The sequence below is a fragment of the Burkholderia sp. 567 genome (genome assembly GCF_040545115.1).
Classification (GTDB): Bacteria; Pseudomonadota; Gammaproteobacteria; order Burkholderiales; family Burkholderiaceae; genus Burkholderia; species Burkholderia ambifaria.
The window spans coordinates 429,027-451,893 of sequence record NZ_JBEPLG010000004.1; the positions used below are offsets into that span (position 1 = coordinate 429,027).

General features: G+C 67.7%; 23 protein-coding genes. 12 read left to right on the forward strand and 11 right to left on the reverse strand.

Annotated features, from left to right (window positions below; translation table 11 throughout):
* Window positions 1–29 precede the first annotated feature (29 nt).
* From sctL to ABIC50_RS15325, 5 genes are all read right to left on the reverse strand, one after another.
* Complete coding sequence (gene sctL / locus ABIC50_RS15305; protein ID WP_354165289.1) at window positions 30–1,037, reverse strand: type III secretion system stator protein SctL; 1,008 nt, start codon at window positions 1,035–1,037, stop codon at window positions 30–32.
* Window positions 1,031–1,789, reverse strand: coding sequence for a type III secretion protein HrpB4 (locus tag ABIC50_RS15310; RefSeq protein WP_354165080.1), 759 nt, complete (start codon window positions 1,787–1,789; stop codon window positions 1,031–1,033). Before ABIC50_RS15310 ends, sctL begins: the two co-directional genes overlap by 7 nt.
* Before the next feature lie 52 nt (window positions 1,790–1,841).
* A complete protein-coding gene (gene sctJ / locus ABIC50_RS15315; RefSeq protein ID WP_354165082.1) occupies window positions 1,842–2,636 on the reverse strand; it encodes a type III secretion system inner membrane ring lipoprotein SctJ in 795 nt (264 codons plus the stop codon).
* Window positions 2,637–2,818: 182 nt separating this feature from the next.
* Window positions 2,819–3,217, reverse strand: coding sequence for a serine kinase (locus tag ABIC50_RS15320; RefSeq protein WP_175711891.1), 399 nt, complete (start codon window positions 3,215–3,217; stop codon window positions 2,819–2,821).
* Window positions 3,218–3,245: 28 nt separating this feature from the next.
* Window positions 3,246–3,815, reverse strand: a complete 570-nt coding sequence (locus tag ABIC50_RS15325; protein ID WP_175708869.1) for an HrpB1 family type III secretion system apparatus protein — start codon at window positions 3,813–3,815, stop codon at window positions 3,246–3,248.
* Between the two features lie 392 nt (window positions 3,816–4,207).
* Between ABIC50_RS15325 and sctU the strand changes: the two genes are divergently transcribed.
* The 11 genes from sctU (at window position 4,208) to ABIC50_RS15380 (ending at window position 13,854) form a co-directional block, all read left to right on the forward strand.
* The gene (gene sctU, locus ABIC50_RS15330) at window positions 4,208–5,266 is read left to right on the forward strand and encodes a type III secretion system export apparatus subunit SctU (RefSeq protein WP_175735354.1); all 1,059 of its coding nucleotides are present in this window, start codon (window positions 4,208–4,210) and stop codon (window positions 5,264–5,266) included.
* Window positions 5,267–5,271: 5 nt separating this feature from the next.
* Complete coding sequence (locus ABIC50_RS15335; RefSeq protein ID WP_354165085.1) at window positions 5,272–7,248, forward strand: FHIPEP family type III secretion protein; 1,977 nt, start codon at window positions 5,272–5,274, stop codon at window positions 7,246–7,248.
* A gap of 16 nt (window positions 7,249–7,264) precedes the next feature.
* Window positions 7,265–8,191, forward strand: coding sequence for a type III secretion system protein SctP (gene sctP, locus ABIC50_RS15340; protein ID WP_354165088.1), 927 nt, complete (start codon window positions 7,265–7,267; stop codon window positions 8,189–8,191).
* 76 nt (window positions 8,192–8,267) lie between these two features.
* A complete protein-coding gene (gene sctQ, locus ABIC50_RS15345; RefSeq protein ID WP_354165091.1) occupies window positions 8,268–9,323 on the forward strand; it encodes a type III secretion system cytoplasmic ring protein SctQ in 1,056 nt (351 codons plus the stop codon).
* The gene (sctR, locus tag ABIC50_RS15350) at window positions 9,310–9,966 is read left to right on the forward strand and encodes a type III secretion system export apparatus subunit SctR (protein ID WP_006750699.1); all 657 of its coding nucleotides are present in this window, start codon (window positions 9,310–9,312) and stop codon (window positions 9,964–9,966) included. The genes sctQ and sctR overlap by 14 nt, the downstream gene beginning before the upstream one ends.
* Window positions 9,967–9,976: 10 nt before the next feature.
* Window positions 9,977–10,240, forward strand: coding sequence for a type III secretion system export apparatus subunit SctS (gene sctS, locus ABIC50_RS15355; RefSeq protein WP_011660754.1), 264 nt, complete (start codon window positions 9,977–9,979; stop codon window positions 10,238–10,240).
* Window positions 10,237–11,445 (forward strand): helicase, encoded by a 1,209-nt coding sequence (locus ABIC50_RS15360; protein WP_354165094.1) that lies wholly within the window; start codon window positions 10,237–10,239, stop codon window positions 11,443–11,445. Before sctS ends, ABIC50_RS15360 begins: the two co-directional genes overlap by 4 nt.
* 32 nt (window positions 11,446–11,477) lie before the next feature.
* On the forward strand, window positions 11,478–12,608 hold the full coding sequence (gene hrpD5 / locus ABIC50_RS15365) for an HrpD5 family protein (RefSeq protein ID WP_354165096.1): 1,131 nt from the start codon (window positions 11,478–11,480) through the stop codon (window positions 12,606–12,608).
* Between the two features lie 23 nt (window positions 12,609–12,631).
* A complete protein-coding gene (locus ABIC50_RS15370) occupies window positions 12,632–12,892 on the forward strand; it encodes a hypothetical protein (protein WP_011660757.1) in 261 nt (86 codons plus the stop codon).
* Window positions 12,893–13,065: 173 nt separating this feature from the next.
* Window positions 13,066–13,275 carry a hypothetical protein gene (locus ABIC50_RS15375; RefSeq protein WP_011660758.1) on the forward strand — a complete coding sequence of 70 codons (210 nt, stop codon included), beginning with the start codon at window positions 13,066–13,068 and terminating at the stop codon, window positions 13,273–13,275.
* Window positions 13,276–13,398: 123 nt separating this feature from the next.
* The gene (locus ABIC50_RS15380) at window positions 13,399–13,854 is read left to right on the forward strand and encodes a CesT family type III secretion system chaperone (protein WP_011660759.1); all 456 of its coding nucleotides are present in this window, start codon (window positions 13,399–13,401) and stop codon (window positions 13,852–13,854) included.
* A 131-nt stretch (window positions 13,855–13,985) separates the two neighbouring features.
* Here the strand turns inward: ABIC50_RS15380 and ABIC50_RS15385 are convergent, their stop codons facing one another.
* The 4 genes from ABIC50_RS15385 to sctC form a co-directional block, all read right to left on the reverse strand.
* Entirely contained in the window at window positions 13,986–15,413 is a 1,428-nt protein-coding gene (locus ABIC50_RS15385; RefSeq protein ID WP_354165098.1) for a type II/III secretion system family protein, read from the reverse strand.
* Window positions 15,410–16,210 carry a response regulator transcription factor gene (locus tag ABIC50_RS15390; RefSeq protein WP_354165101.1) on the reverse strand — a complete coding sequence of 267 codons (801 nt, stop codon included), beginning with the start codon at window positions 16,208–16,210 and terminating at the stop codon, window positions 15,410–15,412. Before ABIC50_RS15390 ends, ABIC50_RS15385 begins: the two co-directional genes overlap by 4 nt.
* An 88-nt stretch (window positions 16,211–16,298) precedes the next feature.
* The gene (locus ABIC50_RS15395) at window positions 16,299–17,507 is read right to left on the reverse strand and encodes a sensor histidine kinase (protein WP_354165104.1); all 1,209 of its coding nucleotides are present in this window, start codon (window positions 17,505–17,507) and stop codon (window positions 16,299–16,301) included.
* Window positions 17,508–17,547: 40 nt separating this feature from the next.
* Window positions 17,548–19,317: a type III secretion system outer membrane ring subunit SctC gene (gene sctC, locus ABIC50_RS15400; RefSeq protein WP_354165107.1), complete on the reverse strand. Its 1,770-nt coding sequence runs from the start codon at window positions 19,315–19,317 to the stop codon at window positions 17,548–17,550.
* Window positions 19,318–19,426: 109 nt separating this feature from the next.
* Here sctC and ABIC50_RS15405 point away from each other — a divergent pair, with 109 nt between their 5' ends.
* Window positions 19,427–20,527, forward strand: a complete 1,101-nt coding sequence (locus ABIC50_RS15405; protein WP_006750710.1) for a type IV pilus twitching motility protein PilT — start codon at window positions 19,427–19,429, stop codon at window positions 20,525–20,527.
* A 133-nt stretch (window positions 20,528–20,660) separates the two neighbouring features.
* On the opposite strand, the gene pilV is transcribed toward ABIC50_RS15405, so the two are convergent.
* Window positions 20,661–22,358: a shufflon system plasmid conjugative transfer pilus tip adhesin PilV gene (pilV, locus tag ABIC50_RS15410; RefSeq protein WP_354165110.1), complete on the reverse strand. Its 1,698-nt coding sequence runs from the start codon at window positions 22,356–22,358 to the stop codon at window positions 20,661–20,663.
* Window positions 22,351–22,830: a type IV pilus biogenesis protein PilM gene (gene pilM / locus ABIC50_RS15415; protein ID WP_354165113.1), complete on the reverse strand. Its 480-nt coding sequence runs from the start codon at window positions 22,828–22,830 to the stop codon at window positions 22,351–22,353. Before pilM ends, pilV begins: the two co-directional genes overlap by 8 nt.
* Window positions 22,831–22,867: the final 37 nt, after the last annotated feature.

Here is a 22,867-nt window from a genome sequence, read left to right on the forward strand (position 1 = left end):
TGCTCTTCCGTGTGCCGTGTGAAGCGCGCTCAGACGGACATCGCGTCGGCGTCTTCATGCGCGACGTCGGCCGAACCGTCGGCGGGCAGGTCGGCCGCCGTTTGCATGGCGCCACCGTCTTGCCAGCCTTCTTCGATGCCGATGTTCCCGCCCGCGTCGTCGCCAGCGCGTTCATCTGCTTCGTCGCGGCCCTCGCCAGCGCCGATGGCGTGCTCGCCGGTCAGCGTGTCGGCGTGCGCCGCGACATCCGCCAACGCGCCGAAATCGCGTTCGTCGGAGACGTGTGCATCACCCTCCGGCCGCGCATCGGGCGCGTCACACCCGGGTGCCGGCGCCACGCTGCGCACCGCGCGCGCCAGTGCGCCGCGCATCGCGGCCAGGTGCAACGACAAGCTCGCGTCGATCGCACCAAGATCGGTTTCGGCGATGCACGCGCCGGGCGCGAGCGCCGCATCGGCCACGGCGCGCAGCCGCACGGCGCGCCCGGCCTCGCGCCATGCCAACGCGGCTTCCTCGAACGCCGCGCTCGCCGCGGCCAGATCCGACGGATGAACGCGCAGATGAATCGGGCTGCCGTCCGCGACGATGCGCTCGACCGTCGCGGCCGCGCGCGCGAAGAGCGCCTTGGGATCCGCCGACGCAATGATCTGCTCCACCGCAAGCGTCACGAGTTCGGCCAGCCGGTTCTGCTGCCCGGGCTCGATCCGGCAGGCTTCGGCGCGCGCCGCCGCCGCGCGTTCGTGCCAATCGGTCAGCCCGCGCCGCAAGCCGTCGTCGTAACCCCGCTCGGCCGCCTGCGCAAACTCGCGCATGGCTCGCTCGACGAGGTCGTCCGCGCGGGCCTGCGCATCGTCGAGCAGCATGCGCGCTCGGGCGCGCGCCGCGTCCAGCGCTTCGTCGCATTGGCGATGCATTTCGGCATACGCCGCATCGATCTCGACGATCGCCGCGAGATCGGCATGACGCAGCACGTCGCCTTCGACACCCGCGCCGAGGCCCGTGCCTTCGGCCTGCGGATTGCGTAACCAGATCACCATGACCACTCCGGAAACAAGTCGGGCAGTTGCGAGACGATCGAAAGGCTCGGGTTCGAGCCCTCCGAAGGCAGTAATGAAGGCGGCAACGAAGGTGGCGGCAGCGCCCCCGCGTCGTCGCGCGCCGGCATGGCCAACTGCATGATCGCGAGCGGGCCGCTCGGCGCCCACCGGCAGTCGCGCTCGAAGAGCCGAAAACCGAGCCAGGCAAGCGCATCGCCATCAGCCGAGTCGACCGACACGTGCATCGCCGATGACGTGCCATGCGTGTGCGCGGCAAGCAAGCGGGCATCCCCGCCAAGGTCGCGCCCGCGCGCGAGGAGCAGCTTCACGCCGCGCGCCCCGATCCAGCTCGCCAATTTCTCGCGGCGCGGCCGGTCGATCCAGGTGCGCAACGCGTCGGCCTGCTCCACGAGCGCGCGCAAGCGGAACACGGTCACGCAATCCTGTGCCGGCAGCACGGCCAGTGCCGAGTCCGGCGCGTCGAACGCGGCGAGCGGCGGCACCGGCATGCCCCATTCGTCGAGCAGCGCGGCGGCAAGCGCCTCGACCTGCCCCGGGCCACATGCGTCGAGCAGGGCCGCGCAGGGCACCTGCGCGCGGCGGGCAGGATGCATCCAGTCGAATAGCGTGCGCCGGCGCCGATGATGGCTATCCAGCCGGGCCGCAACGGCCGCCGGCACCGCGACGCAGTCAAGCGCCGTCGCGCCGCTTGCCGCGGCGAGGCTGTCGTCAGTGGCTTCGTATGTGCTCATCGTGGGCTCATCCTGCTTGCCATGCCAGTCGTGCGATCGCGCGGGCCGCCCGTCATGCCGGCGCTTTCGCCGCGCGCCCCGTCCGGCGCGCGAGCAGGCCCGCCAGGCCGCCGCCGCCCTTGAGCAGGGTGCCGCGCAACAGCGCAAAGCCGCCGGCGATCATCAACAACAGCATGCCGAGCGCGCCGCCCGCATAAACGATCCACCCGCCCTGCCGGCGCGGGCGTGCAGGCACATCGGGTGCATCGGCCGGCACGCTCGTCACGCTGACCTGATCGTAGGTCAGCCCCTCTATGCTGTGCACAACGAGGTTCTTGATCGCAGGGGTCATCCGCTCGAGATTCGCATCGGGCCGGTACTTGATGAACACCGACGCAGACGACGGCTTGACCGACTGCGCCAGCGGATCGTTGTTCGGCAGCACGATCTGCACGCGCGCCACGACCACGCCGTCGATCTTCGACAAGGTATCGTCGAGCTCCTGCGACAGCCCGTAGATGAAGCGCACGCGCTCCTCGGTCGGCGTGGATACGAGTCCGTCCTTCTTGAAGAGAGAGCCGAGGTCGTCGAACTTCTTGCGCGGAATGCCGCGTGCGCGCAGCACTTCCACGGCATGCACTATCTGCTTTTCGTCGACGCTGACCGACCAGGTCTTGCCGCCGTCCGGCGTGCTCTTTTGCGCATCGACGCCCGAGCTCAGCAGCGCGGCGACCATCTCGTTGCAGTCGCTTTCGCTCAACTGGCCGTACAGCTCCTGCTTGCAGGCCGCGAGCGACAGCACGAGCACCGCCGCCGCGACGAGCCGCCATGAAGCGCGCGGCCTTGAAGGCAAGAGGTTCGATTTCATCAGAATTTGCTCCGAGAAACCCCGCCATTTCCCCCAAGGGGACTTCCTTCGGGGCGGATGGCGGGAAGGACTGTGGTGTCGAGCATGATCGAGATACCAACGCTGCTGTGAACATTCTCCGATGCGGACGTGCATCGCCAGGTGTGGGAATCACCTGCCTTTAGGCGGGTGAGGACGTCAAGTCATTGGTTCTTCATGAGCGTCTGCACGGCGTCCTTCGACGACTGGACGGTCGCCATCTTCACCTGCAGGTCGGCGTTCAGGCTCGCGATCTCGAGCTGGATCGTCATATCGGCGGCGGCGAGGCGCTCCATCGACAGCGCGCTCATGTGCTGGGTCATGTAGAGCACGTCGTTCGGCACCTGCCGGTAATAGTCGGCCTGCTCCTCGACCGCCTTCGTCACGAGGTCCGCGCGCTCGGTCGGGTGAACGGCTCCCGCGTGCTGCTGCGCCGAGGCCATCATCGCCTGGAATTTATCGACGAGGGGTTGCGACACGGCGTCCGCATTCGGCGCCGCGGACGACGTGCCGGTCACGCGGGCCAGTTCGTACTCGAGTTGCGATGCTGTCGTGATGCTCATTTCGTTTCTCCTGGTAGCGGCAACAGGCTCAGACGCGCATGTACTGCATCGTCAGCAGCATGTCGCTGGATGAGGGCGACGGCGTCGCGTCCGCCACGCTGTCCTCGGCATGCGCTCCGTTCTCGAACGCGAGCGCGGAATCCGGCGCAACGAAGTGCCCCGTGCGCTTCGCCGTCGCGACTGCCTGCTTCAGTTCCTCGCTCGCGAGCAACACCTTGGCGAGCCGTTCGACGTCTTTGTTGCCGCCCTCCTCCAGCAGGGTCCGGGCCTCCTCCTGCCACCCGAACTCCTGGCGGGCCTTCAGGCACTGCAGCAACATTCCCTTGCTCGCCGGCAGGCACACCGAACGCTCGACCAGGTCTCGAAAGAGCCATTCGGCTTCGCTCCATTCCTGACGCACCATATGCAGCCAGCCGTCGAAAAACGCGAATTCGGCGGAATCAGGGCGCAGCAGATGCAGCCCTTCGACGAGGTGCTCCAGATCGTCGATGTCAACTTGCTCCGGCGTGCCGGCGCGGGCCAATGCCACCCTGACCAGGTCGACGATCGCGCCGACGACTCCCGACGGGCACTGCGGCCGATCCTTCAGAACGTCCATCCTTTCCCCCAAGGAAATCAGATTCGATCCGATGAGCCGCACCCGATGGGGGGCGGCCTTCCGTTGACGCTAAGTTACGCAACGCGACGCGGGTGCCGCGTGCCGCGCACGAAGTCGCACAACGAATTGCGAAGCTGCCGCAAGCGACAGGCGACGGCCAGCGTCGCTTTCGCTTCCGTCCGCGCTCGCGCTGCGCCGCGTTGCACGTTGCCTCGTGCGTTGCCCGATTCGCGCAGTCCGCGCTTGCCGTGAAGCGACCTTCCGTCACCTCGCTTCGCAGCCCTTGCCCTTGCTTCGCATCGCCATCGCGCCGGCCGCGGCGCCGCCGCTAACGTTGCATCGGGGCGCCCCATCCCGGGTGCCCGCCTGCGAACAGCAAAGGACAGTCCGTCATGAGCGACGAGAAAACCGAAGAGCCCACAGACAAGAAGCTGGACAAAGTCCGCGAGGAAGGCCAGGTCGCGAAGAGCTCCGACCTCGTCGAAGTCGCGTCGCTGGGCTCGATCGTGCTCGTGCTGACGGCGGGCCAGCACTACCTTGCCGATACGCTGCGCGCGGTCGTCAAGGAGGCGATCGATTTCACGCACGGCCCGCGCGAGTTGCAGGACCTCTCGGTCGCGCTCGTTCATATGGGCCTGCAGGCGCTCGGCCTGCTGTGCGGGATCGCGGCCGTCGCGCTCGTCGCGGCCTTCCTCGCGCTTGCCCCGCAAACGGGGCTCAAGATCTCGCTCAAAGCCGTCATGCCGAAGCTCGCGTCGGTCAGCCCCGGGTCCGGCTTTCAGCGGATCTTCTCGATGAACTCGGCCATCGATCTCGTCAAGATGGTCGTCAAGGCCGCGATTCTCGTCGCCGTCATGTGGCAGACGATCAAAAGCGCGATGCCCGTCGTCGCGAGCGCGCTCGACCGGTCGGTACCCCAGTTGATCGCCGTGCTGTGGTCCGTGCTCATGCATGTCGTCGTCGTCGCGCTCGGCGTGTTCATCGCCATCGGCGCATTCGACTACAAGCTGCAGAAGTGGCTCTTCATCCGCAAGAACCGGATGTCGAAAGACGAGGTGAAGCGCGAGCACAAGGAAAGCGACGGCAACCCGGAAGTCAAGGGCGAACGCAAGCGCATGGCCAGGGAAATGTCGCAGGAAGGCCCGAAAGGCGGCGTATCGCGCGCGAACGTCGTGGTCGTCAACCCGGTTCACTACGCCGTCGCGCTGCGCTACGACCCGACGGAGTTTCCGCTGCCCGTCGTGCTCGCCAAGGGCGTCGACGAGCAGGCGCTGCGGCTGCGCCAGCAGGCGATGCACGCGCGCGTGCCCATCGTCGCGAACCCGCCCGTCGCGCGGATGCTGCACAAGGTACCGCTCAATCAGCCGATTCCGGAAGAACTGTTCGAAGTCGTCGCCGCGATTCTTCGCTGGGTGGACGGCCTCGCGCCTCAAACCGCCATCACGGAGTAGTGGACATGCTGAAGACCATCAAGCTGCCCGGCATCGGCGAGGCCGGCATCGCCATCCTGCTGATCGCGATCGTCTCGCTGATGATCCTGCCGCTGCCGCCCGCCATCATCGATGGTTTGCTCGCCATCAACATCGCGATCAGCATCACGCTGCTCATGGTGACGATGTACGTCGGCCATATCGCGACGCTGTCGGCGTTCCCGTCGGTACTGCTTTTCACGACGCTTTACCGGCTCTCGCTGAACATCGCGTCGACGAAGTCGATCCTGCTGCATGCCGATGCCGGCGAAATCATCGAGAGCTTCGGGCAGCTCGTCGTGGGCGGCAATCTCGTCGTCGGCCTCGTCGTGTTCGTCATCATTTCGGTCGTGCAGTTCATCGTCATCGCCAAAGGCTCGGAACGCGTCGCCGAAGTGGGGGCGCGCTTCACGCTCGATGCGCTGCCCGGCAAGCAGATGAGCATCGACGCCGATCTGCGCGCGAACATCCTGACACCGGAGGAGGCGCGCAGCAAACGCGCGCGGCTCGCTATCGAAAGCCAGCTGCACGGCGGCATGGACGGTGCGATGAAGTTCGTGAAAGGCGATGCGATCGCCGGCCTCATGATCACGATGATCAACATCGTCGCGGGCATTGCCGTGGGCGTCGCCTATCACGGCATGTCCGCCGGCGAGGCGGCCAACCGCTTCTCGGTCCTCTCGATCGGCGACGCCATGGTCTCGCAGATTCCGTCGCTGCTGATCTCGGTGGCCGCGGGCGTCATGATCACGCGCGTGGACGAAGGCGGCGAGCACGGCAACGCCTCGCTCGGCGAGGACATCCGGCGCCAGTTTACGAGCAGCTCGCGCGCGCTGTACTTCGCGTCGCTGCTGCTGCTCGGTTTCGCGGCCGTGCCCGGCTTTCCAGCGGCGCTCTTCGCGTTGCTCGCCGGGCTGCTCGGCTTCGTCGGCTACCGTCTGCAGAAAAAGCAGCACGGCACGGCCAAAGGCGGCGGCAAGCCCGTCGTCGCGCTGCAGCGTGCCGGCGCCAGGGGCGACGCGCCCTCGATCCTGCCGCGCCCGCCGCAGTTCACCTGCCCGCTCGGCGTGCGGCTCGCAGCCGATGTCAGCGCGCGTCTCGCGGCCGATGCCCTTGACCGCGCGTTCGATGCACAGCGCCATGCGCTGCAGTCGGAAGTTGGCCTGCCGTTCCCGGGCATCATGATGTGGACCGACGGCACGCTGCCCGAGGACAGTTACGAAGTGCTCATCTTCGACGTGCCGCAAGGGCGCACCACGCTCGCCGAAACGCGCGCGGTACACGCGGCGGCCGACGGCGCCGCCGCGGGCGCGCCTGCCGCCGCGCCGACACCGGAAGCATTGATCGCTCGCCACACGATCGACCTGCTGCGGCGCAATGCCCATCTCTTTCTCGGCATCCAGGAAGCGCAGTGGATGCTCGATCAGCTCAACGAGGACTATCCAGGCCTCGTCGCCGAGGTGCAAAAGGCGCTGCCGCTGCAGAAGATGGCGGACGTGCTGCGCCGGCTGCTGGAGGAGGACGTGCCCGTGCGCAACATTCGCAGCATTACCGAAAGCCTGATCGTCTGGGGGCCGAAGGAGAAGGACATGCTGATGCTGACCGAATACATCCGCATGGAGCTCGGCCGGCTCATCGCCTATCGCGCGACGGGCGGCCCACGGGATCTGCCCGTCCTGCTCGTGGACGTTCAGTTGGAGCAGCACATCCGGCAGTCGATCAAGCAGACGCCCACGGGCAACTTCCTCGCGCTGCCGCCCGACGAGATCGCCGGGCTCGTCGGCAAGATCGCGGAACTCGTCGGCGACACGCCACGCCAGCCGCTCGCGCTGGTCGCGTCGATGGATATCCGGCGCTACATCAAGCGCATGATCGAGGCGCGGCTGCCCTGGCTGCCCGTCTACTCGTACCAGGAGCTCGGCGCTCACGTCGATCTCCAGCCCGTCGGCCGCCTGGCGATGTGATGGAGGGAGCCACGCCATGCACACCTCCGCCCCTCATCGCGCACGCATCATCGCCGCGCCGACGAAGCATGACGAGCCGGCACCCGACATGCCGGCCGCGCAATTGAACCGCCAGGCCGCCCTGTTTCAGCGCCTGCGCGATGGCGCCCGCGCCCACGCGTGGGAAACGGACGGCGACGAGCAGCCCTGCGCCGCACCGGCCGAGCCTCCATTCGCCGAGCAAGCCGATCCGCTCTACCCGGTCGCCGGGTTCGCCGCAGACGAACATCGCGACGATGCCGGCAGCGGCGAGCGCGACGACGACGCACAGGCCGGCTCCGGCGACGAACGCGATGACGCTACCGCGCACGCTCGATCGGCAGCGCCGGTGCGGGCTCCGGTACCTGCGATGATTCATCCGCCCATGCATTCGACGATGCATGAGCTCATGCATGTGCCGGCATATTCGACGATGCCCGCACCGACGCCGACGCCGATGCCGGCGCGCGGCGCGGCGCCGCTTTCCCCGCAGAGGCCGCCCAACGCCCAGCCATCGATCGCTGCGCCGGACATGCCGCGCGTACAAGCCACGCGCGAGCCGCAGCGCCCCGAAGCAGGCGGCGCGCACGCCGTGGTCGCCGTGCGGGCACCGGCGCGCACGGGCCAGGACATGAACCGGTTCGTCGATTCGATCGTCGCCGAAGTGTCCGACTTCTGCGCCAATCCGATCGTCGTCGAAAGCGGCGACTGGCAACTGACGATTCCCATCGATCCGGCGCTGCTGCCGGGCTGTACGTTGAACCTCGCGCTTTCGCATTTCCAATTGACGCTTCGCTTCGACACCACGGACGAACGGTCGCGCGAACTAATCTCACAACATGCGACGACGTTGCGCGAAAGCCTCGAGGAAGTGATGCAAAGCCGCTTCGACGGCACGCGCAGCGTCGAAATCATCGTCACGTAAAGCCAATATGGACATCACTCGAACGCTACCGACCAACGACGTTCCCGCAGGCGGCCAACCGCACGCGGTTGCCGTTTTGCTCGATCCCGCGCGGCTGCCCGCGCTTGCGGCCGCCACCGCGCGCCAGCATCGGCTCGCCGTCGACGAGCGCTTGAGCGCGCTTCTCACGCACACGCTCGGCGTCTCTGGCTTCGGCGTCGGCGCGCGCGATCTCGTGGACCCGGCGCGCGCCGCCATCGTGCGCCTGCGCTGGGGCATCGAAATGGCAGCGGTGCGCATCGACGTCGGACAGCACGCGGGGCTCGCGAGCGTGACCGCATCGGACGAGCCCGCCAACGAGCCGCTGCGCCAGGCCGTGTGCGCCATTCTGCTCGAGCCGGTGCGACGCGCGCTGCAGGCGCTCGGGTTCGACGGCGTGGAAGTGCTCTCGCTCGAACGCGCCGCGCCGCAGACGCTGCGTGCGCCTTGCTGCGCGTTCACGTTCCGCGTGGGCGACGCACGCTTCGACGCAGCCATCGAGCACATCGACGGTGGCTGGCTCGACGCACTCGAGGCACTCGTGGCCCGCCAATGCACGCCGTTCGCCACGCACGTCAGCGAGATCGCCGTTCCCGGCCGGCTGCAGATCGGCGAGAAAACGATGAACGTGACGACGCTCGATTCGCTGCGCACGGGGGACGTCATCTTGCGTGCCGTACCCGAAGCCACCCGCGCGCTCTTCGCGAGCGCGCGCCCATCCGCCCCGATGCAAGTTGTCTGGGGCCGCTACGGGACGCGGCAACTGCGCGCCGTGGCAGACGTCACCCACCATCTGATGACCTTGAGCGAGGACCCCACCATGAGCCATGACACGCAGTTCAACGCGCCGCTTACCGATTCGATCGACACGCCCGTCGAAATCAGCCAGCTGGACCTGCCGCTGAAGCTCGAGATCGACACGGTTTCGATGCCGGTCGCCCAGCTCTCGGCGCTGCGCGCGGGCTACGTGCTGGAGCTTCCCACCGCGCTGCCCGATGCGCGCGTGCGGCTCGTCACCTACGGGCAGACGATCGGCTTCGGCGAACTCGTGAGCGTCGGCGATCATCTCGGCGTGCGTCTCGTTCAGCTGTCGCGCGGCCATGGTTCAGTTTAGCGATCTCACCGGGCTGCTGATCACCGTCGTCGCGATCAGCCTGATCCCGTTCGTCGCCATGGTCGCGACCTCGTACGCGAAGATCGTGGTCGTGCTCGGGCTGTTGCGCAACGCGCTCGGCGTGCAGCAGGTGCCGCCGAACATGGTGCTCAACGGCATCGCGGTCCTCGTCTCCGCTTACGTGATGGCGCCGATCGGCATGCAGGCCATGCAAACCATGCAGACGATGCACCGTACCCCCGGCAGCGACACGTCGCTCGTCGTGCTCGATGCCTTCGATGCGGCAAAGGAGCCGTTTCGCGCCTTTCTGAAGAAGCACGCGCACGAGCGCGAAAAGCGGTTCTTCGTGCGCTCGGCAACCGTGGTCTGGCCGAAGGACATGGCGGCGAAGATCCGTGAGGACGACCTCATCGTCCTCGCCCCGGCCTTCACGCTGACCGAGATGGCCGACGCCTTCAAGATCGGCTTCCTGCTGTACATCGCATTCATCGTCGTCGATCTCGTCATCGCCAACGTGCTGATGGCGATGGGCCTGAATCAGGTCCAGCCGACGAACGTCGCGATTCCGTTCAAGCTGCTCTTGTTCGTCGTCATGAGCGGCTGGTCCACATTGATTCACGGTCTTGTCATGACCTATCGCTGAGGCACGCGCCATGGAAACCGATACGCTCGTTCGCATCACCTCGCAGGGCCTGCTGCTCTGCCTGTCCGTCTCGATGCCGGTGGTGGCCGTCGCCGCGCTCTCCGGCCTCGCGATTTCGTTCGTGCAGGCCATCACGTCGATGCAGGACCAAAGCATCTCGTACGCGGTAAAGCTCGTGGCCGTCGTGGCCACCGTGCTCATCACCGGCGCCTGGGGCGCCGCCGCGATCCTGCGCTTCGCCAATCAGATCATCACGCTCGCGGTGCCATCATGAATTCGCCGATCCGCAACAACCACGGCCACCACGCCGCCGATCTCGCGCAGCAGGCGCAGGCCGGCGCCGAGCACATGGGGCAGCTGACCCAGGCGCGCGGCTTCACGGGCGTCAAGGTGCAGCACACGAAGATGCAGCGCGCGCGCATGCAGCACAACAAGATGCTCGCCGCCGCTTTCTACCGCGGCAAGCGTTTTGCCGAAGGCATGCACAAGCCGCCGCCCCCTTCCGCGCAAAAGCTGATGCGCCAGCTCGGCCAACGGCCGCGGCCGGCGGGCTCGGCGAAGGCGCAAGGCAAAGAGGCATCGGCTCGCGAACGGCCGGACGGCCAGCACGCGCTCGAACCCAGGCACGAGCACGAACACCCGCACGAGCGCGAACGCGAGCACGAGCAGGGTCGGCAGCAAAAGCAAGGACAGCAGCAAAAGCGCGAGCGCGATCAGCAACACGGCGACGGGCAGCAACAGCATCGCAACGGCCATGGGCACGATCACGGCTCGAATCCTCAGGGCGAAGAGCACGGACAGGGGCAGCCGCAGCAGAATGCGCCGCGCGACGGGCAGCCTCGGCGCGACGGCCGTCAGTCCGGCGAAGGCCGCGACAAACCGCGCAAGTTCGCGATCGGCAAGGCGGGCCGGGCCAAGGCCGCCGCGCGCAGCCAGCCGCTCGCGGCCACGATGCAGCTGCTCGCGAGGCAAAGGCTCGGTGCGCCGGACTTGCCGGCCGAACTCGCGGCGGCGTGCACGAAGGAGGTGCTGCGGCTTGCCGCGCAGATCGAGCTGGGGCCCTTGCTGGCGGTGCCGATGCTGCTCGCGATGCGCTCGCCGATGGCGCTCCGGCGCAATGCTGCCCGGCTTCACGCGCACCGCCATGCGGCACTGATGCAAAGCGCCGCGACGCCGGGCAAGGCCGCCGCGGTGGCGGGGCTTCTCGGCGTATCGCTCGACAACACGCTCGCGCGCCAGAGCGCGGGCATCGAATACTCGTACGACGATCAATCGATCGCGGCAGTGAAGCAACGCATTCTCGACACGCAAGCCGCGCTGCCGGCCGGCGCGGCACAAGCCGGTGCCGCCGTCACGGGCGGCGCGATCGGTGGTCAAGCCGGCGCCGCGCGGCAAGGGGCGGCCAAGCCCACGGCCGGCGCTTCGGATAAGACGTTCGAAGTTCGCATGGCGCCGGCTGCGCCAACGGCAAAACCCTAAACTGATTTTGACGGTCAAGGCCCGGCGGCCCGATGCGCGAAGCAGCGCAGCAGCGAAACGCCGGAGCGGCGACCCGCAAGAGCAACCGCATGACCCACGTCGGATACACGGATACCACGATCATGAAAGCGCTTCGAGTACTGACCGGCACCCACGCCGGAGCCCAGGTCCGGCTCACGAGCGGCACCTACCGGATCGGCGCGACCGAGCACTCGGATGTCTGCATCAGCGACTGGACGGTCGAGGACATCGAGCTTTGCGTGGGCGAGGACGGTGTGGCGCGGATCCGCTCGGCGAACGGCGATGAGGTGCTCGTGGCGGACTTCGTGGCCGTGCCGTTCGGCGATGTCGTGTTGTGCGTGGGCCCCGATGGCGAAGACTGGCCGCGCGATCTCGATTTGCTGGCGGGCCTCTGGAAGACGGCCGAGCCGCCTGCCGCCGACACCGCGGCGGAGGCCGACGCGGATGGAGACGCGCCGGATCGGGACCCGGCCCATGCGGACGAACCCGGCGCCGGCCATGCGCCGGCCGCTTCGCCCAAGGTGCCCTGGCGCACGGCCGTGCTGGCGCTCGCCTGCACCGCTGCGATCGGCGGCATCGCCGTGACCGGTGTGATGTTCGCGGGCACGCAGTCGAGCGAAGCGGCGAGCGTGAGGTTCGACGCCGATGCGCTCGCACGGCAGTTGCAGGAGGCCCTGCATCGCGAAGGCCTCGGCGATCTGCAGCCAATCGCACGCAAGGACAGTGTGGCGGTGCGCGGCATCGTGACGAGCGCCGACGAAAGCGCGAAGGCGCAGCGGATCATGGACAGCCTCGCGCGCGGCAAGGTGCGGCGCGAATACGACGTTGCGCAGCAAGACGTGGACAACATCCAGCAGTCGCTCGCCGGCACGGGCGCGGCAGTGAGTTACCAGGGCCACGGCATCTTCCGCGTGAGCGGCAACGTGCAGTCGATGACGACCTTCCGCACGCTGATAGCAGGTGTCAGGGCCGACCTCGGCGACAACGTCAAGCGCGTCGACGTCGATGTCAAGGAAGCGCAGGCGCTCGCGCCCGATGTCGAGTACACCGCGGTGATCGCCACGGGCGGGCTGCGTTACATCGAGACGCCCGACGGCACGAAGCATCTGTTCGCGGGCAGCAAGGACGAAGCAAACAATTGACCTCGACCACCAAAGGAACCGACATGTACGACGCATTGCTTCCCATCGCGCAGGATCTGAACGCGCTGGATGCCACGCTCTCGGCGCCCGACGGCGCGCAACGGGTCGCGCGCATCGCGGCGGCCTTCGACGAAACCGCGCGCCGGATCAGTACGGCCACGCAGTCCGCGGCCGACGAGCGCGAGCGGCTCGATCTGCAAAAGCTCTATCGCGGGATGATCGCGGCGCGCCGCATCGTGCTCACGCTGCAGGAGCGCCACAGCGCCCGTGGCGCGGCGCTTTGACGGGATCCGCGGCGATACGGAAGACGGTTAAACAGTTTGCAGTTGCAGCATCCGGCTGCGCGTCAGCCGGTCCGGACCGGCGGCCACCACGGCCAAGGGCCTTTTACCGAAGCATCAGGCATCAACCAATAGCAGTGCTTTTTCCATCACTTTCTTGTTAAGGGGAATACATCATGTCTTCATCGATCGGAAGCTCGGGCGTCTCGCAAGCTGGTGCACAAAACGCCGACATGGTCGGCCAGATGCAGGCCATGGCCAACCAGAACAACGCCATGACGATGGCCGCCATGCAGATCAACATGCAGCAGCAGGAAACGTCGGCGCTCGCGTCCGTCGGCAACAACGGCGCGAAGAACATCGCCGACGCCGCGAAGGGCCAGTAAGCCACTCGCCTTGCCGCAGTCCGTTTGCGCGAGGGGCACGAAAGCGGAAAGCCCGGCTTTCCGGCTACGTGCCCCCGCTTTTTTGCAACCGGGCCGCCATACTTTCGCCGGAGATTGCCGCCCATGAGCAGGGAACGTTTCGTCGAGTTGATTCACGAGGTTTGCGCGGTGGTCGGGCTACCCGACGCCGAGTATGTCGTCGAGACGCAAACGCTCGAGATCGAAGGGTTCGACGTCCATCTCGACCACCACGAGACCGATCCCGATTCGGTCTATGTCAGCTTTCATTACGGCGCCGTCACACCCGGCCGGTCGCTCGTCGTTTTCCGGCTCATGCTCGAGGCCAACCTGCTCGTCTACGCGCACGACCAGGCGCAACTGTGCCTCGAATCCGATACGGGCAACGTCGTGCTGCTCGTCCATCTGCCGATGGGCCCGACGATCACCGGCGATTATCTCGCCGATCTCTTCTCGCACTACGCCGAACACGGCCGCTACTGGCAAAACAACATCCTCGAATCGCCCGACGAAATGTTCGAGGGCATCGCGTCGGGCAATTTCATGTGGCTACGGGCGTAAGCCCGGTGAGCGCAAGCGCGCGTCAGGCAACGGGCGCATCCGCGCATCGATGCCTGGCCAGCCGTCGCATCCGTTCGGACACGGCACGTCGCTTCACACTCACGCCCTCGCGGGCGCTCGCCCGATCGGCGCTATGCCGCCACGCGCGGTATCAGCAAGACGAGGTGGCGGCGCATGCCCCCCTCTCCCGCACCGCCGGAATCGGTATCGTCCGCGCGACGCGCGACATCGCCGCTGTGCCGCGCCGGTCCCTCGATGACGAGGCACTCGCCCGGCGCCAGGCTTTCGTCGACGGCCCGATAGCCGCGCGCATCGCGGGGGCGCCCCAGTTCCACGCGCAAGCCGATACGCGGCATCGACGCGGCGCCTTCGACCGTCGGTGCAATCGACAGCCAGAGATCGCGGGCGCCGTCATCGGGCCGGTCATCCTCATCGCGGCGTGCGAGACGTGCCTCGTGGCGGTCGATGACGGCCGGCGAGCGGTCGTGCGTCAGCGCCGTTTGCGACACCTGGATTTCGGCGCGGCCGCTCCTGGCCAATGCCTTGAGCTGCGCGAGCAGCGCGCGGCCGCCGTCGCGCGCGATACCTGCATCGCGGTGCTCGCGCGCGTCCGCCGTCGCCTGCGCCGCGCCTGCCCCATCGGCCATGGCCGGCGGCAGAGCGGGCCGCAACGCGTCGAGCGCGTCGCCGTCGACATCCACCACCCACGTTTGGACCGATACGAGCTGCGCACGCACGTCCAGGCTGGCGACGAGCGCGCCGTCGGCGTCGATGCGCTCGGCGCGATCGCGTATCAGGATGGAATTCGTGGTCGCATCCGCTTCGATCGCCGGCAACGCCGCATCGAACTCGACGATCCGCGGTGCATCGGAAACGGCGGTCCCGCTCGCCACGGCCGGGCGCTCGAAACGGCGCCGCAAGAGCGTGGCCACGCCGGGCACGACCAGCGTGCGGCCATCGACCACGCGCGTTTCGTCGGCGGCATTCGCGGCATTCAGGCGAAACACCCGCACGGACAAACGCACGCGCTTTTGCGCGTCGCGCTCGAAGCGCTCGGCCGCGGCACGAATACGCTCCACGTAGGTCGCTGGCCCGCGCACGTTCACCGTTTGCGCGGCGGCATCCACCGCCAGCGGGAAGTGCGTATCGGCAAGACCTGCCTGCTCGAGAGACGCACGCAGCCCTTTCGCGGAAAGGAAGTGAGGCCGGATGGCGACATGCGCCTGCTCGTTCGCGGGCGACACATGCAGGACCGCACCGTCGTAGTACCAGACGAATCCGTACGAACGGCTCATGACATCGAGAAAGCGCTGCGGCGGCATGGCGAAGCGGCCGCTCACGACACCCTCCACCTGACCGTCGATGCGCAGGGCAACGTGCTGCCCCGCTGCGAACGCATTCAGGACCTCCGCGAGGCCCGCGCCGTTCGTTACGTAAACGAAGCGGGCGCCGGGGCCGCCGGCCCACTCCATGCTCGCCGCCTGCGCATGCACGGCGGCCGCGCAGGCGAAGACAGCGACAGCGCCGCGCGCGAGCGCCCGCATTCGTGCCACGCTCATGCGGCGCCTTCCGGCGACGCACCGGCGCCCGACGCACCGGCGCCCGACGCATCGGCACCCGACGCACCGGCGCCCGACTGATCCACATCCGGCTTGAGGGTCAGGCGGTAACCCGTCGCATAGACCGATTGCACGGTCCAGCCGACGCCGGCCGCCTTCAGGCTCGCACGCAGGCGGCTCACGTACATGTCGACGGAGCGGCTTTGCACGGCCGCATCCCAGCCCCAGACCACGCTCATCAGATCCTGCCTCAGCACGACGGCGCCCGTGTGCCGGGCGAGATGCCAGAGAATGTCGAACTCCTTGGTGCCGAGCTTGTGCGCGACGCCCGCCACCACGAGCGAGCGCGCCTGCTGATCGAGCGCGCATTCGTCGTCGACGAACATCTTGCGGCCCTGCACGTTCATCGGCGCGAAGCGCCGCAGCAGGGCACGCATGCGCGCGAGCAGCACCTGCCTGTCGTAGGGCTTCACGAGATAGTCGTCGGCACCCGCATCGAGTATGCGCACGATGTCGGACTCCGCCGAGTGCACGGTCTGAAAAATCACGGGCATGATCGATTGCGAGCGGCTGCGGATCTTTTGCAGCAGCTTGTCGCCGGAAACGCCCGGCAGGTCCCAGTCGAGAATCGCGAGATCGGCCCACTGCTCCGAGAGAAATTGCTGCGCGTCGAGCCCGCTGTGAAAAGCGTCGATATGGTAGCCCTCGCTCTTGAGCCAGGAATGGATGAGCGCGTGATGCGCGACGTCGTCCTCGACGAACAGAATGCGTACCGGTTTGCCTGCAAGCGATTTCATTGTGAACCTTTGGTTCTGACGGCCGCGCGAAGCCGGCGCCCGGTCCGCGCGACGCGTGCCAAACGAATACGGGCCGCGCTCTGACACCTCACTCGCGGCCCGCCGCGCGCAACGCGCGGTCGGCATCGACGAGCGATGTCGCGTGCGGCTTCACGGCGACCGGATTCAGGCACGGCAGACGCAGCACGAACATGGTACCGCCTTGTCCGTTGAGCTCGGCGTAAAGTGCGCCGCCGTGCATGCCGACGATCTGCACGGCGAGCTTGAGCCCGAGACCGAAGCCCGCTGCCGTCCGCTTGCCGAGCTTCTCGAAGTCGGTCAGTCGATCGCCCTCGACGAGACCCGGCAGCCCGCCCGCGCGATCGTGGACGACCACCTCGGCGAAACCGTCGGCCTGCCGGACCGACACCGTCACCGCCTCGCCGCGCGGCGACGCGCGAACGGCATTGTCGATGACGTTCTGGACGGCGCGCGCCACGAAGTTGCGCATGCCGCTCACCCAGAGCGGCGCGCTGTCGGGCAGCCACAAGTGTAGCGCGACGCCGCAATAGACGGCGGTGACCTCCAGCTGCGAGATGATCTGGCGCAGCGTCGCGCGCAGATCGAACCGTTTGAAGTCGCGCGCCTGCAAATGCTCGGTCACCGACGAGAAGATGAACTGCTCGCCGAGCGAGAGCACGTACTGCGCGAGCGAGGTGATCTGCTGCATGCCGCCGCAGCGCTCGAACGCGTCGGGGTCGCTCGCATCGAGCTGCGTGAGCGCGCTGATCGAATTGAGCGGCGAGCGCAGATCGTGCAGCAAAAAGCGCAGCGACATGGCCCGCTCGTCGAGCGAGCGCGCGAACGGCGTCACGTCCGTCACGGCGATGACGGATTCGCCCATCCCCGCACCGGCGCATGCACCGGCGGGGCCCGCCTGAATCCAGAAGGTCGAATCGTCCACGCGTACCTCGCGGCCCGCTTCGAGATCGCGCAGCCGCGGCACGTCCGTCATCTCGAAGCGCTCGCTCAGCGCCACGCTGAAATCGACGCCCGCGGGCAGCGTCATCGCCAGCATCTCGAGCGCGCGCGCATTCGCGTGAACGACCGCGCCCGCGCGATCGAGCACGATCACCCCGCACGGCAGCCCGTGCAGCGTGCCGCGCAGGCGGCGCGCGTCGTCGTCGGACAGGCGGCGATCGGCGGCGCCCACGCCGCATGCGTCGGCGGGCAAGCCCGATTGAGTGGGCCGCGGCTCGGGCTGCTGCCCGGGCTGCACGCCGGGCAGCGAATGCGGCTGAGCATCGAATTCGTTCACATGGCCTCCTGCATTCCCCGGCGCGGGCGGTTGCGGTGAATCACGGCGAGATGACGCGCGGCGACAGCAGGAAGAGCCGCTCCATGTGGCTCTTCTGGCGGCTGTCGGTTCTGAAGAGCGCGCCGATCAACGGAATCTTCGAGAGCCCGGGCACCCCGGTCACGCCCATCGTCGCGCTGTCGGCGCGATAGCCGGCGATGAGCAGCGCCTGTCCCTCCTCGATGAACGCCTGCGTGTTGATCGTGCTGTTCTGGATCACCGGCAGGTTGCTGACAGTCCGATCGGTGAGCTGGCCGTCCTGAATCGCCACGTCGAGCTTGATGCGCGTGCGCCCATCCTCCTCCACGACCATCGGCAGCACACGCAGCGAGATGCCCGTCGACACGCTGTAGAGGTCGCCCGACGTGTATCCCGACACCGGCACGAAAAACTGCGTCTGGTTGTCCATCACGGCCTCGATGTTGTTGAGCGTGACGACCTTCGGGCTCGCGTCGATCTTGGCGGCCTTCGTCTCCTGCAGCGCCGAGATGCGTGCCATCAGATAGCGGCCGGCGTCGCCGAGCACCGCGGCCACCGATGCGCCCACGGGCGTTGCCGCCGCGAGCACGTTGCCCGCCAGCGCCGTCTGGCCGAAGTTCTGCGAGAGCGTGCCGTTGTAGGTGCTCTGTCCGAGCGTGCCGGTACCGGTCTGCACGTCGATGTGGCTGTTGTGCGCGGTCCAGTCGACGCCGAGCTGACGCAGCGCGTCGTCGTCGATCTCGATGATGTGCGCCTCGATCTCGATCAGTTGCGGTTTGACGTCGAGGCGATCGATCAGTTTGCCGTACTGATCCATCCGGTCGGCCGTATCGCGAATCACGACGGAGTTCGTGCGCTGGTCCGCGACGATGACGGGCAGTTGATCGTCGCTCGCCGGCGCCGTGCTCGTGTTCTGCGGCGGCGGCGGCTCGCCCACCGCCGCCGCCACGGCCGGCGAAGGCTGCCCGGTGAGCCCGGCGAACATGCCCTTGCCGGCCGCGCCCGACGGCACCGGCGGCGGAATGTACGGGCCGTTGTAGGCATTGCCGTTCACGTCGTTGATCGGCGTGTTGCGCTTCACACCGCCCGCCGGGCGGCCGCCCTCGCCCTCGCCGCGCTTGTCGGCGGCCTTGGCCATGTGCGGGTGGTAGATGCCGTTGAGTACGGCCACCACGCCCTGCAGCGTGACCTGCCGGCCGTCGATGGGCACCGTGCGGTCGTGCGCCCACGCGTGAAAGAGCGGAAAGACGCGTACCTGCGTGCCGCTTCGATGCGCCGCGTTGTTGTCGAGCCGCGAGGCCACGTTCGTCACCATCTGCACGTAGCGAGGCGGCCCGCTCACGAGCGCCGTGCCCTGCGCGCTGTCGTAGACGATCGGAAAGCGCTCGTCGGAGATGCGCAGGCGGTCGAGCGCATCGCGCAGCGCGCCCGTATCGGCCGAATCGAGCTTCACGAGCGTGCTCTGCAGTTCGGCGGCCGTCGTGATGTCGAGCACTTCGCCGTCGTAGTACCACACGAAGCCGAACGACGCCGCGAGCGTATCGAGAAAGCGCCGCGGCGGCAGATGGAACTTGCCGCTCACGGTGCCGCTCACGTCGGCGGCGATGCGCGTGGGGATGCCCTGGCTCGCGCCGAAGTCGCGCAGCACATCCTTGATGTCCTTGCCCTGCGCTTCGTAATCGACGATCGACGCCTTCCAGCGCACGGCCGCCGCCTCGGCGACGGGGGCCGTCGCCCCGAATGCGAGCGCGGCGGCGAGGGCCACGGTGCCCAGTCGGCGAGCCCAGTTCATGACGCGCTGCCTGCGATGAAACGTACGCGGCGCCGCCCGGTGCTTCTCCGACACATAGACAAAGTTTTCATGTAAGTTCCGACTATCTTTCATAGGAAGGGCATTGACGATGAACGTTCCGAGTCACGAACGTCGCGACCTGACGCGCGAGATTCTCGAATTGATCGACCTGCGGCAGACTTTCACCGACATCCATATCGAGCAGGACCGGCCGATCATGATCAAGGCGCCGCGCGGCTGGCTCGCCGTCGGCGAGGAGCCCGTGCTCCACGACGAAATGCTGCCCACGCTGGCCTCGATCGAACCGGACTGGGAGGCGCTGCTTCAGCACGGCGCGATCGATCGCCCGTTCGTGCTGACGCGCTGCCGCCTTCGCTGCAACATCTACCGCACCAATGGCGGCCGCAAGCTCGTCATCTCGATCCGCCGCCTGCCGCTGCAGCCGCTCGCGCTCGACAAGCTCGGCCTGCCCGCCTACGTGCGCTCGATGATCGACAGCGCCAAGGGGCTGATCCTCGTGACGGGCCCGACCGGCTCGGGAAAGACGACGACCATCGCGTCGCTGCTCGAGCACATCAACCGCACGCGCAACAGCCACATCGTCACGATCGAAGAGCCGATCGAATACGAACTCGAGGGCCGCACGTCGATCGTCTCGCAGCGGCAAGTGCCCACCGACACGCCGAGCTTCTCGGCCGGCCTGCGCGAGGCGCTGCGGCAAAAACCCGACGTCATCATGGTGGGCGAGGTGCGCGACCCCGAGACGGCGGAGACGGCGCTGCAGGCCGGCGAATCGGGCCACCTCGTGCTCGCGACGATGCACACGGGCAGCGCGATCGGCACGCTCACGCGGCTGCTGTCGTTTTTTCCGGCCGAGCAGCGCGAGCGCTATGCGGCCGCGCTCGCGAACTGCCTCATCGGCGTGATCTGCCAATGCCTCGTGCCGACGGAGGATGGCGAAAACTTCGTGCTCGCAAGCGAACTGCTCTTCAACAACAATCAGCAGATCAGCGGCCTGCTGACCGATCCGGGCAAGCTGCCGTACCTTGCCGAGTTCATGAAGCGCAAGGAAGACAACATGTCGCGCATGCTCAACGACCACCTCTTCAGCCTCGTATCGAAGCAGCAATGCCTGCCGCGCGACGTGCTGCGCGCGACCTACAACCGGCTCGAGCTGCACGAAATGCTGCAGACGCTCGCGCCGCACTGAGCCCGCGCGAAGACGGTGGCGGCGCAATGGCGCCGCTTTCGCCGCTTTCGCCGCTTTCGCCGCTTTCGCCGGTCGCGCCGTGCGTGGCGGTGCTGCGAAGGTGTGCGGTGTCGATGGGCTCACGGTTGGGCGCTCAGTAGTAGGAGTTGATCGTCCAGCCCGCCGCGACGGGCGTGTTCCAGACCATCTGGCCGGACTCCCCGCAAAAGCTGCTAACCCACGGCGTCGTGATACCGGCGTACGTCGCCCAGTTCGTCGTCACGACGATCGTATAGGTGCCAGGCGTGCCCGCCTGGGACAGCGCGTTGTTGATCCCGCCCGAATCGTCCTGAAGCGTCGGCGTCTGGCTCTCCGTATGCCCGAGGTTGTGGTTGCCGCTGTCGGTGATGTCGATGCTCTGCGAGAGCTGCGCCCGGTTGCCGGTGGGGCCGTTGCACATGCCGTCGTTCAAGTGCGCCCAGGTGGACGCGACGATGATCCCCGGCTTGGTGAGGTTGACGGTCGTCCTGAACGTATACGAGTACGTACCGTTGCTGCCGTTGTACGAATAGGCGCCCGATTGGAAGTTCGTCGCCGGCTGGCCCGTGCAGGCCGAGTAATCGCCCGCGCCGTTCGGGTTGGCCATCACGAGCTGACAGCCCGTGAGCGATGACGCCGGCTCGATTTCGCTTTGCGTTTGCCACTTGCCGCCGCGGCACGACAGCACGCGCCCGTTCGCATCGGTGGAGACGAGCGTCGTGCTCGCCGACGCGGGGGCGATGGCCGAATTCTGCGGCGCGGGCGGGCATGGGTCGCCGACGTTGTGCGCGTTGCCGAGCGCGAGATTGCCCGCTTCGTCCACCGCCAGCGCCTGCCATGTGGCGCCGTTGTACGCATAGGCCCGATTCGTCGCGGTGGTGAGCCGCACGTCGCCCTGATGCGCGGCAACGCCCCCGAGCGCCGCTTCGTCGGCCACCGGTTCGCGCCAGTGATAGGCCGCCTGCGGCACCCAGAGGTTCTGCGTTCCATCGCAATTCAGGACGTTGCCCGAAGCGTCGGCCGCGATGGCGCCGGGCTGCGTGCAGGCGGCATAGTCGATCTGCCGCGCGAGCACGATCGGCACTTGCATCGTGTTCGCCTGCGGATTGCCCGGCACGGCCACGCGGTACAGATAGTCGACGTTCTGCGCCTGCGTGCCGTCGTAGAAAATCAGGCTCGCCAGATGTCCCGTGCCCGTTTTCGAGCTTGTGCAGGAGGTATTCGCCGGGTTGGGCGCATCGATCTTCCAGGTGCCGAAGGCGCCGATGGCCGCGCCGATCGCATTGTTCGCCGCCTGGATCGAACCGCCGCCCGGGCCGGCGTTCGCCGCGATGTAGCCGAGTTCGGGATCGGGAATGATCCGGCCGCCCTCCGTGACGAGCAGCGCCTGCAACGCCACCGGGTTGGCGCCGCCCGGAGCCGCGTAGACGAGCAGGCACGGCGCCTGACCATACGGGTTCGTGCCGCTCAACGCGTTCGACAGGTAGGTCGACAGCTGATACGTCGAGCCGGTCATTTTCGCGATCACCGGCGAGGTGGTCGTGGCCTGGGCCGCGAGCGCCGTGTAGTTCTGTTGAATGAGCCGCGTGGCAGCCGCCGTCAGCTGCGACTGATAAAGCGCGGCCTGCTGCGCGCGCGTATCGTCGAGCGACGAGTTCGTGAGCGTGACGAGGCCTGCCATCATCAATGCGGCGAGCGCAAGCACGGCCAGCATCTCCACCATCGTGAAGCCGGACATGCGGCGAGCCGGCCGCACGCGGGGGCCGGGGCGCCGCATGCCGTTGCGGGCAAGGGTACGGGTGCGCTCAGTCATACGCTTGCGCCATCCATACCGGCATGCCGTTCGGGATCGTGTTCGCCAATGCGGCCGGCAGCGGCACGGCCGGGTTGCCGGGGGACACGAGGTTGGCGCCAAGCGCCACGCCGGCCAGCGCCGAGCCCTGCGCAATCTGCTCGATGCCGTCGACCGCGGCCGCGGCCGACGCCGACGCCGCATAGACCACGACCACGCTGCCCACATAGCCGGTATTGGGCTGAACGTAGTTCCGCCACACCGGATTGGGAACGGTCGCCCCGAGGTAGGGCGCGAGGCTCGCCGCCGGCACGCTGCCGGCGAACAACGGGTTGGCGCGCGCGAAGGCCACCACGGCCTGCCGGTAGGCGCTCATGTTCGCCGCGAGCGCCATCGCCGACGGCGCGAGCGGTGCCGGCGCCGCCTCGGCGCCGAGCAGCGCGTAGGCACCGGTAAGCATCGCGAAGGCGGCGACGATCCAGATCAGGAACATGGCGGGCGGCTCGTGGCGTCAATCGGAGCGAAGGCCG

Excerpts from the sequence above, each read along its gene's own strand:
- sctL (WP_354165289.1), bottom strand. The coding sequence starts at position 1,037 with ATGGTGATCTGGTTACGCAATCCGCAGGCCGAAGGCACGGGCCTCGGC.
- ABIC50_RS15310 (WP_354165080.1), bottom strand. The coding sequence starts at position 1,789 with ATGAGCACATACGAAGCCACTGACGACAGCCTCGCCGCGGCAAGCGGC.
- sctJ (WP_354165082.1), bottom strand. The coding sequence starts at position 2,636 with ATGAAATCGAACCTCTTGCCTTCAAGGCCGCGCGCTTCATGGCGGCTC.
- ABIC50_RS15320 (WP_175711891.1), bottom strand. The coding sequence starts at position 3,217 with ATGAGCATCACGACAGCATCGCAACTCGAGTACGAACTGGCCCGCGTG.
- ABIC50_RS15325 (WP_175708869.1), bottom strand. The coding sequence starts at position 3,815 with ATGGACGTTCTGAAGGATCGGCCGCAGTGCCCGTCGGGAGTCGTCGGC.
- sctU (WP_175735354.1), top strand. The coding sequence starts at position 4,208 with ATGAGCGACGAGAAAACCGAAGAGCCCACAGACAAGAAGCTGGACAAA.
- ABIC50_RS15335 (WP_354165085.1), top strand. The coding sequence starts at position 5,272 with ATGCTGAAGACCATCAAGCTGCCCGGCATCGGCGAGGCCGGCATCGCC.
- sctP (WP_354165088.1), top strand. The coding sequence starts at position 7,265 with ATGCACACCTCCGCCCCTCATCGCGCACGCATCATCGCCGCGCCGACG.
- sctR (WP_006750699.1), top strand. The coding sequence starts at position 9,310 with ATGGTTCAGTTTAGCGATCTCACCGGGCTGCTGATCACCGTCGTCGCG.
- sctS (WP_011660754.1), top strand. The coding sequence starts at position 9,977 with ATGGAAACCGATACGCTCGTTCGCATCACCTCGCAGGGCCTGCTGCTC.
- ABIC50_RS15360 (WP_354165094.1), top strand. The coding sequence starts at position 10,237 with ATGAATTCGCCGATCCGCAACAACCACGGCCACCACGCCGCCGATCTC.
- hrpD5 (WP_354165096.1), top strand. The coding sequence starts at position 11,478 with ATGCGCGAAGCAGCGCAGCAGCGAAACGCCGGAGCGGCGACCCGCAAG.
- ABIC50_RS15370 (WP_011660757.1), top strand. The coding sequence starts at position 12,632 with ATGTACGACGCATTGCTTCCCATCGCGCAGGATCTGAACGCGCTGGAT.
- ABIC50_RS15375 (WP_011660758.1), top strand. The coding sequence starts at position 13,066 with ATGTCTTCATCGATCGGAAGCTCGGGCGTCTCGCAAGCTGGTGCACAA.
- ABIC50_RS15380 (WP_011660759.1), top strand. The coding sequence starts at position 13,399 with ATGAGCAGGGAACGTTTCGTCGAGTTGATTCACGAGGTTTGCGCGGTG.
- ABIC50_RS15385 (WP_354165098.1), bottom strand. The coding sequence starts at position 15,413 with ATGAGCGTGGCACGAATGCGGGCGCTCGCGCGCGGCGCTGTCGCTGTC.
- ABIC50_RS15390 (WP_354165101.1), bottom strand. The coding sequence starts at position 16,210 with ATGAAATCGCTTGCAGGCAAACCGGTACGCATTCTGTTCGTCGAGGAC.
- sctC (WP_354165107.1), bottom strand. The coding sequence starts at position 19,317 with ATGAACTGGGCTCGCCGACTGGGCACCGTGGCCCTCGCCGCCGCGCTC.
- ABIC50_RS15405 (WP_006750710.1), top strand. The coding sequence starts at position 19,427 with ATGAACGTTCCGAGTCACGAACGTCGCGACCTGACGCGCGAGATTCTC.
- pilV (WP_354165110.1), bottom strand. The coding sequence starts at position 22,358 with ATGACTGAGCGCACCCGTACCCTTGCCCGCAACGGCATGCGGCGCCCC.
- pilM (WP_354165113.1), bottom strand. The coding sequence starts at position 22,830 with ATGTTCCTGATCTGGATCGTCGCCGCCTTCGCGATGCTTACCGGTGCC.